General features: G+C 64.5%; 8 protein-coding genes. 3 read left to right on the top strand and 5 right to left on the bottom strand.

The window, feature by feature from the left end; genetic code table 11:
* Window positions 1-254: 254 nt before the first annotated feature.
* On the bottom strand, window positions 255-449 hold the full coding sequence (locus tag ACVOMB_RS20270) for a YdcH family protein (RefSeq protein WP_481514344.1): 195 nt from the start codon (window positions 447-449) through the stop codon (window positions 255-257).
* Window positions 450-523: 74 nt separating this feature from the next.
* Between ACVOMB_RS20270 and ttcA the strand changes: the two genes are divergently transcribed.
* The 3 genes from ttcA (at window position 524) to ACVOMB_RS20255 (ending at window position 3,350) form a co-directional block, all read left to right on the top strand.
* Window positions 524-1,453, top strand: coding sequence for a tRNA 2-thiocytidine(32) synthetase TtcA (gene ttcA / locus ACVOMB_RS20265; protein ID WP_481532833.1), 930 nt, complete (start codon window positions 524-526; stop codon window positions 1,451-1,453).
* 143 nt (window positions 1,454-1,596) lie between these two features.
* Window positions 1,597-2,505 (top strand): recombination-associated protein RdgC, encoded by a 909-nt coding sequence (locus tag ACVOMB_RS20260; protein WP_481532832.1) that lies wholly within the window; start codon window positions 1,597-1,599, stop codon window positions 2,503-2,505.
* Window positions 2,506-2,558: 53 nt separating this feature from the next.
* Window positions 2,559-3,350 carry a M48 family metallopeptidase gene (locus ACVOMB_RS20255; protein WP_481532831.1) on the top strand — a complete coding sequence of 264 codons (792 nt, stop codon included), beginning with the start codon at window positions 2,559-2,561 and terminating at the stop codon, window positions 3,348-3,350.
* A gap of 527 nt (window positions 3,351-3,877) precedes the next feature.
* On the opposite strand, the gene ACVOMB_RS20250 is transcribed toward ACVOMB_RS20255, so the two are convergent.
* The 4 genes from ACVOMB_RS20250 to hemH all read right to left on the bottom strand — a co-directional run bounded on the left by ACVOMB_RS20250 (window position 3,878) and on the right by hemH (window position 8,466).
* Window positions 3,878-6,028, bottom strand: coding sequence for a methyl-accepting chemotaxis protein (locus ACVOMB_RS20250; RefSeq protein WP_481532830.1), 2,151 nt, complete (start codon window positions 6,026-6,028; stop codon window positions 3,878-3,880).
* Window positions 6,029-6,041: 13 nt separating this feature from the next.
* Window positions 6,042-6,518, bottom strand: coding sequence for a hypothetical protein (locus tag ACVOMB_RS20245; RefSeq protein WP_481532829.1), 477 nt, complete (start codon window positions 6,516-6,518; stop codon window positions 6,042-6,044).
* A 125-nt stretch (window positions 6,519-6,643) separates the two neighbouring features.
* Complete coding sequence (locus ACVOMB_RS20240) at window positions 6,644-7,507, bottom strand: alpha/beta fold hydrolase (protein ID WP_481532828.1); 864 nt, start codon at window positions 7,505-7,507, stop codon at window positions 6,644-6,646.
* Complete coding sequence (gene hemH / locus ACVOMB_RS20235; RefSeq protein ID WP_481532827.1) at window positions 7,504-8,466, bottom strand: ferrochelatase; 963 nt, start codon at window positions 8,464-8,466, stop codon at window positions 7,504-7,506. The genes ACVOMB_RS20240 and hemH overlap by 4 nt, the downstream gene beginning before the upstream one ends.
* Window positions 8,467-8,632: the final 166 nt, after the last annotated feature.

The following is an 8,632-nucleotide window of genomic DNA, read 5'->3' as shown; positions in this document are numbered from 1 at the left end:
CGGGGGGTGCGCGCCGTCGGCGGGGGGGGGGCGCGGCCCCCCCCCCGCCGCCCTCTGGGCCGCCCCAAAAACCCTCGCGCGGGTTTTGGGGGCGGGGGCTACCCCGGCCAAGCCACTGCTCAATCAGGGTGCAGGCATGCCGGTGATTTCAACGCTGCCGCGCTTCGCGGCTTACGCCGCTCCCACAAGCCCTGCGGTGTTGATGGATTGCCTTGGAACGCCCCTGCCGAGCATGGCTCGGCACTACGCCGCATTCAGGCTGGCTCGTTCGGGATCAGCATGCTTTCCAGCTTGGTGATGCAGTCGCGCAGCTGCAGCTTGCGCTTCTTCAGCCGTTTGGCCTCCAGATCGTCGTCCGGGTTGGCGGCAAGGCGCGCGATGTCTTCGTCCAGGCTGCGGTGTTCGGCGCGCAGGACGGCGATGCGTTGGCTGATCTGCTCGGGGGTCATGGTCTCCACGGGGATCGAGCATACACGTTGCCGCTGACCACGTGAGGAACGCTGCCACCCGGTAGAATGGGCGGATGAGCGCTGTCATTTCCCTGCCCGATCCCGCCCCGCGGGCCCGTGATCCGCACGTGGCCGAACGTGAACACCAGAAACTCGGCAAACGCCTGCGTCACCAGGTAGGCCAGGCCATTGCCGACTTCGGCATGATCGAGGCCGGCGACAAGGTGATGGTCTGCCTGTCCGGCGGCAAGGACAGCTATACCTTGCTGGATATCCTGCTACAGCTGCAGAAGAAGGCACCGGTGCCGTTCGAACTGGTGGCGGTGAACCTGGACCAGAAGCAGCCGGGTTTCCCCGAGCATGTGCTGCCGGAATACCTGGCTTCGGTAGGCGTGCCGTACCACATCATCGAACAGGACACTTATTCGGTGGTGAGCCGGGTTATCCCGGAAGGCAAGACCATGTGCTCGCTGTGCTCGCGCATGCGCCGTGGCTCGCTATACACCTATGCCGAAGCCAATGGCTTCACCAAGATCGCGCTGGGCCATCATCGCGATGACATGGTGGCCACGTTCTTCATGAATCTGTTCCACCATTCCAAGATTTCCGGCATGCCGCCCAAGCTGCGCAGCGACGACGGCAAGCATGTGGTGATCCGCCCGCTGGCCTATGTGCGCGAAGCGGACATCATCGAGTACGCCAACACCCGCCAGTTCCCGATCATTCCGTGCAATCTGTGCGGCAGCCAGGAAAATCTGCAGCGCAAACAGGTTGGCCTGATGATGAAGCAATGGGAAAAGGACACGCCCGGCCGCATCGAGCAGATTTCGCGCGCGCTGGGCGACATCCGTCCCTCGCAGCTGGCTGATCCCAAGCTGTTTGACTTCATGGCGCTGGGTCGCAATGAACAGACGCCGGCGTCCGATCCACAGGCCTGGCTCGCAGGTGGCGACAAGCAGCAAGATCAAGCAGCCCTTCTCCCGCCGGGAGAAGGCTTGGGATGAGGGTAGGCAGTGCTACGGTGGTTTGAAACCAAGCACTGCGCATCACCCTCATCCGCCCGCCTCGATGGCGGCAAGCTCTTCGGAGCAGCTTCTCTCGCAGGGAGGAGCAAGGCCCTGAACCATGAATACGAAATAGGACATCCATGTTTTTCAAGAACCTCACGCTGTTCCGTTTCCCTACCTCCATTGATTTTTCCGAAGTCGACACGCTGCTGCCGCAGGTAGTGCTCAAGCCGGTCGGCGCGCTGGAAATGACCTCGCGCGGCTTCATCTCGCCGTTTGGTCGTGAAGAAAAGACCCAGTTCTCGCACCGCCTCGGCGATGCGTTGTGGCTGACCGTCGGCGGTGAAGACAAGATCCTGCCCAGCGTGGTGGTCAACGATCTGCTGCAGCGCAAGCTGGAAGAGATCGAAGAGAAGGAAGGCCGCAAGCCCGGCGGCCGTGAGCGCAAGCGCCTGAAGGACGACCTGCTGCATGAGCTGCTGCCGCGCGCTTTCGTGAAGAGCTCGCGCACCGATGCCTTCCTCGACCTGCAGCACGGTTACGTCGCCGTCGACAGTTCCAGCCGCAAGACCGGCGAGAACGTGATGAGCGATATCCGCGGCATGCTCGGCAGCTTCCCGGCGATGCCGCTGAACGCCGAGGTCGCACCGCGCGCCATCCTGACTGCGTGGATCGCTGGCGAGCCGCTGCCGGAAGGCTTCAGCCTGGGCGAAGAATGCGAGATGAAGGACCCGGCCGAAGGTGGCGCGGTGGTCAAGTGCCAGCACCAGGAACTGCGCTGCGACGAGATCGACAAGCATCTTGATGCCGGCAAGCAGGTGACCAAGCTGGCGCTGATCTTCGAGGACAACCTGTCCTTCGTACTCGGCGACGACCTGATCGTGCGCAAGCTGAAATTCCTCGATGGCGCGCTGGACCAGCTCGAGCACATCGACGAGGAAGGCCGTCGCGCCGAACTGGATGCTCGCTTCGCCCTGCAGAGCGGCGAAATCCGCCGACTGTTCCTGTTGTTGGAGCAGGCATTCAAGCTGAGCAAGGCTGATAGCTGAACCCGTTGCTGACCTACCCGGTTTCGTAACCGGGTAGGGACTATGCTGGGCTTATGGTTAGTCTGCTTCGCCGTCTGATGACCCCTGCCGCGCCGGTGATCCAGCGCGACACGGTGCGCCTGCGTCTGGACGACGCCGAGATCGAAGTGCTGCGCGTGCGTGATCCGCGCGCGCGTCGGCTCAAACTCAGCGTGGACGAACGCGGTGCACGGCTGACCTTGCCGCTGCGGGCAAGCCTGGTTTCCGGCGAGCGCTTCCTGCAGGCCAACCGGCAATGGTTGCAACAGCAGTTGGCGCGGCTGGGTGGCGATGGTTTGCTGGCACCGGCGCTGCGCCTGCGCGAGCCCGGTGTGCTGCCTTTACGCGGCGAGTTGTTGCCGGTGCAGTGGCAGGAAGGCCGGTTTACCCGCATCGAGGTGGATGCGGGTGTGGTGACGATCCAGTTGCCGGCACGTGCAGGCGAGCCTGCGTTGCGGCGTGCGCTGCGTGAATTCTATGAAGTGCAGGTGCGTGCCGATGTTGGGCAATGGCTGCCACGTTATCTGCCGGGTTTGGCGCGTGCACCGTCACGGCTGCGGCCCAAGGTGATGTCCTCGCAATGGGGATCATTGGCGCCGGATGGTTCGATGGCCTTGGATCTTGCTTTGGTATTGGCGCGACCGTCAGCGTTCGAGTACGTGCTGGTGCACGAGTTGTGTCATTTGCTGCAGGCCAATCACTCGGCAGTGTTTTGGGCGGAAGTGGAAGCGCGTTTTCCTGCGTGGCGGGATGAGCGCGATTACCTGCGTGAGGAAGGCCGCAGGTTGAAGAGCACCTTGCATCAATTGCTGCGGGCGCAGGGCTGAGGCTAAACGCCAAGGCCAAAAGCTTCCCCCTCGCTCCACGAGCGGGGAAGGACTAAAGCCAAAGCAGGCCGCTGTAGTGCCGAGCCATGCTCGGCAGGGGCCTTACCGGCAGGATCAAAAGCGCCCCCTCATCCCAACCCTCGCTCCGCGCCCCGGCCCTTGCGCTGGCGCAAGGGCGTTCGATGGGCAGCGAACCTGTGGTTCGCAAGCTGCCCCTCTCCCCCCGCAAGCGGGAGAAGGGCTAAAGCAGTAGCAAAAGCCAAAAGCCAAAAGCCAAAATCCAAAAGCCAAAAGCCAAAAGCCAAAAGCCAAAAGCACCCCTCCCCAGCCCTCCCCTTGCCTGCGGCAAAGGGAGGGAGACAAGCGGGCGCTGCAAGCGTCGAGACAATCGCCAAGTGCATGATCCGTCCCCTCCCTTTGCCGCAGGCAAGGGGAGGGCTAGGGAGCGGTGCTTCTGCTTCTGCTTTCTCTTCTATTTTTGCTTTTTTGCGCCTGCTTTTGATCTCGCTGTCGTTGGCACAGCGATCTCAACTAACCCGCCGCATCACTTCTGTTTCGGTCGAATACCGGAACACCGAAACCGCCTCCGCCAACGCGCTAGCCTGCTCCTCCATCGAACGCGCAGCCGCACTGGCTTCTTCCACCAAAGCTGCATTCTGCTGGGTGGTTTCATCCATCTGCACGACGGTGTGATTGACCTGCTCGATGCCGACCGATTGCTCCTGCGAAGCCGCCGCAATCCGCGCGACGATATCGCTGACCTGCTGCACCGAGCCGACAATCTCGCTCATGGTGCTGCCAGCCTGTGCGACCAGCGCCGCGCCATCATCCACCTTGCCCATCGAGTCGCCGATCAGTTCCTTGATCTCGCGTGCGGCGGTGGCCGAGCGCTGTGCGAGGCTGCGCACTTCCGATGCCACCACCGCGAAACCACGCCCCTGCTCGCCGGCACGCGCGGCTTCCACCGCAGCGTTCAATGCCAGGATATTGGTCTGGAAGGCGATGCCGTCGATCACGCCGATGATTTCGGCAATGCGTTTGGACGACAGCTCGATCGCACGCATCGTCGATACCACCTGGCCTACAACATCGCCGCCGCGTGCGGCAACATCAGCCGCATCAACTGCCAGCTGATTGGCCTGACGTGCCGAGGCTGCATTCTCGCGCACGGTCGACGTCAGCTCCTCCATCGAAGCAGCGGTTTCTTCCAGATTGGCGGCCTGCTGCTCGGTGCGGCGTGACAGATCGTCATTGCCCGCTGCCAGCTCGTGCGCAGCGGTGTTGATTGCCAGCGAGCACTGTTTGATCTGGCCAACGATGCCGGTCAAGCGTTCGGCGGTGAGGTTGGCGTCGATCTTCATCGCCTCGAAGTCACCGGCATAGTTGCCGCGCACACGGTGATCCAGATCACCGGCAGCCAGCGCCGACAACATCGTGCGCAGCTCGCCGGTGGTGGTGGCAACAACCTCCAGTAGTTGGTTGATGCCGGTGGTAAGCGTCTGGATGAAGCCGGCCTCGCTCACCGTCTGCAGGCGCTGGTCGAGCGCACCGGCCGAGGCGGCGGCAACAATATCAGCCACGTTGCTTTCCAGCAGCAGTTCCTGGGTGCGGTCATGCCACTCCACTGCAAAGCCGCTGCGGCTGCCATCGGCGTTGAAGACCGGCGTCACCACCTGGCTGAAATGCACCGGGCCGATCGTGATCTGGCCGTTGTGTACCTTCTTGAGTTGATCAAGCATGCCGCGGATGCGCGCCGGATTGGCGTGGAAGCGGTGGATGCTGCTGCCAACCAAGGTATCGACGTTGAAGTCTGGGAAGGCCTTGCGCAAGGTGTCCTGCTGGTTGCGCAGCAGGGCCACCACCGAGCGGTTGACGTAGCGGATGATGTGCTCGTTGTCGGCAATCATCATGCCGGTGCGCGAGGCATCCAGTGAGGCGCGGATCTGGGTGTTCTCGTGGTGCAGTGCGGCTTCCTGCTGGTGTTTCTGCTCAAGCTGGGTGCGCATGCGCAGCACACCATCGGCCAAGGTGCCTGCTGCGAAGCTACTTTCGGCGCCAATGGCGTCGCTGCTTTCCCCGCTGGCGATTGCGTCCACCATCGCGCGCAGTCGCGCCGGTGCTGCGCCCAAGGTCATTACCTGACGGCGCAGCTGCACTGCCATCGCGCTGATGAAGGCGGTTTCAACCACCACGTACAGCGCATGCAGCAGCACGATGTTGAAACCGCTGCCTGCTGCGAAGGCGCGCACCGGCAGGCCGCGCGTCTGCAGCCAGTAGAAGGCCAGGTGATGCACGCTGATTGCCACCGCAGCAACCACTACCGGGATCCAATCGCGGTAGTACAGCAACAGCGCGATCACCACGAAGACGCCGAAGTGCATTTCCACCAGGCCATTGGCCTGCTGGATGGTGGCGGCAACCAGCGCCATCAACACCAACGCCACAGTCACTCGGCTGAGCAGGCTGCCCGGCGCCAGTTTGATCTGCACCGCCATCAACGCCAACGAGGGCAGGCTGACCGCGTAGAACGGCAGCCATTGCCCCGACCACAGCGCCAGCGCCAACGACGCCAGGCCGAGGATCAGGCCGAAATACAGGAACAAGCGGTCCGCCGCGCAGGCCAGCTGCGTGTAATAGGCGTCGGGAGGTGGCGTCGTGGCGTGGGGGCGAGTGGACATCGGGAACTCCTGTTCAACAGGAACAGCGGGGAGGAAGGATCAGGGGTGGGCTGTGCTCGGCCAACAGCACAGGCAGCCAGTCGGCCAGTGCGGCATCGCTGCGACCACAGGCCAGCGCGGAAGGCTGCAAGGGGCCGGCATAGAGCGGGCGGCCATCGGCGGCCAGTACCAGCAGCTCATAGTCGGCGGCGGTATTCAGTGCGATGGCGTGTGCGTCTTGTGCCTGCAATGCGGCGCTGAGTTGCTGCCAGGCCTGTTCGCCTTGCTCGCAGGCGCAGGCGGGCGTGTTCAATCGGATTGCCAACGGCGCGGTCGTTGCAGGCAGTTGTCCCCGCGCACGCAGTCCATCCACCAGCGCGGTCACCGCAGCTTCGTCACCACTGGGACGGTGGCCTAGTGCGGCGACGCTGGTGGTGGTCCAGCCCAGCCAGCAGGCGAGCAGGATCAGGCCGGTGATGACACCGGGCCGGAGGGCGGGGCGGGGGGGCATGCGATGGTGGGACGCGCAGTACCCGTTGCGGGGCTGCGGGACATCTTCTCGATTACGGCAATGCCGGGGTTATCGGCTGCCGCTCTCACTACTGAACCCCTTGCCGTTTGTATCGGGTTCGATATTCAGCTGGCGTCGGGCAACGCCGCGATGAAGTCGCGGATGATCGCCGCGACTGCCTCGGGGTCATCCATGTGCACGTGGTGATGACCGGCCAGGGTGTGCAGGCGGCCATCCGGCAACAGCGCCGCGCGCTGGCTGCGTTCCGGTTCCGGGAAGTAGGCCTGCGCTGGCGTGGCATAGATCACCTGCACCGGGCAGAGGATGGCGCTGACCACATCGCAGACCTGTTCTTCGGTCATGCGCACCGCGGTGGGCAGCATCAGCCGGGGATCGCTACGCCAGCTCCAGCCACCGTCGACGGGTTTGACCCCGCGTTCGATCAGCAGCCGTGCCGAGGCTTCGCTGAGCTGGTTGACCATCATCCGCGCGCGTACCGGCGCGCTGAGGTTGGGGAACACCCGCAGCTGCTTGGCGTCGAGCTTGAGCATCGCGTCCACATAGGTACGCAGCCGCTGCACGGTTTCGCCCGCCGGTGCGGTCAGCCCGCCGAGTGCCTCGATCGACACCAGTGCCTGCACCCGCTCACCGGCTACGGCGGCGATCAGGCTGGCAATCGCCGCGCCCATCGAGTGGCCCAGCAATACAAAGCGGTCCCAGCCCAGCGCGTCGGCAATGGCCAGGGTCTGCACGATGGCGTGCGGGGTGGTGTATGGCGTGGTCAGCGGCAGGTGGTCGCTATAGCCATGGCCTGGCAGGTCGACCATCACCAGGTCCAGCGTCGGCAGTTGTGCGGCCAGCGGCAGGAAGCTGGCCGCATTGTCGAGCCAGCCATGCAGGGCGAGGACCTTCAGGCCATCCGGGTTGCCGGCGCGCAGGCCGGCGACGCGGATGCCATCGAGCTGCAGTTCAAAAGGGGGTGCGTTCATGCCGGTTGCGCCGCCGCCAATGCTGTCAGCGCGCTGGCGTGGGCAGAGCTGTCGTTGAGGCAGGGGATGTAGCGCATGCGTGCGCCACGCTCGGCCAGGGTTTCGGTGAAGCCCATCTGCACTTCTTCGAGGGTTTCCAGGCAGTCGGTGGCAAAGCCCGGACAGACCACGTCCAGAGTCTTGACGCCGCTTTCGGCCAGTTCCCATAGCCGCGGCTCGGCGTAGGGCTGCAGCCAGCGTTCGCGGCCGAATCGCGATTGGTAGGCGAGCTCCCAGTCATCGCTGGTCAGGCCCAATGCAGCGGCAATAGCCTTGGCGCTGGCTTCGCAGCGCAGCGGATAGGGGTCGCCGGCATCGGCCAGACGTTGCGGGATGCCATGGAAGGAGAACACCAGCTTGCCGCCGCGGCCATGTTCGGCCCAGTAGTCGGCAATGGAGGCGGCGACCGCAGCGACCCAGGCCGGGTCGTCGGCGTAGTCGCGGATGGTCTGCACCGTCACCTTGGGATTGCGCGCCTGCCATTGCTGCACGCGGTCTTCGATCGAGGCGGTGGTGGTGGTCGAGTACTGCGGATACAGCGGCAGCACCACGATCCGCTGCACGCCTTCTGCAGCCAATGTGTCCAGTGCCGACAGCATGGCCGGTTGGCCATAGCGCATGGCTTCGCGCACCCGCCACTGCGGCAGCTGCTGCTGCATGGCTTCGGCCAGGCGCCGGGTATGGACCGCCAGCGGCGAGCCTTCCGGCAGCCAGACCTGCGCGTACTTCTGCGCCGAGCGGCCACTGCGCAGCGGCAGGATCAACCCGTATAGCAACGGTTTCCACAGCAAAGCCGGGATCGACACCACGCGGGGGTCGCTGAGGAATTCGGCCAGATAGCGCCGCACCGCAGGAGCGGTGGGTGTCTCGGGCGTGCCTAGATTGACCGCGAGCAACGCGGTAGTGGGGGCGTTGGACATCCGGGCATTTTCGCAGGTATGGGCAAAGAAGGGAGCGCTGCAGGTTTGGTGTAGTGGGGGGGGGGGGGGGGGGGGGGGGGGGGGGGGGGGGGGGGAAGGAAAACAGCCGGGGGCAGGGGCGGGAGCGGCGGGGGGCCGCCGGGCGCGGGGGCGGGCGGGGGGGGGG

It is taken from the genome of Stenotrophomonas sp. STEN018, from assembly GCF_056760235.1.
The sequence above is the reverse complement of the archived record's forward strand: the minus strand, read 5'-3'. Positions and strand labels throughout refer to the sequence as shown.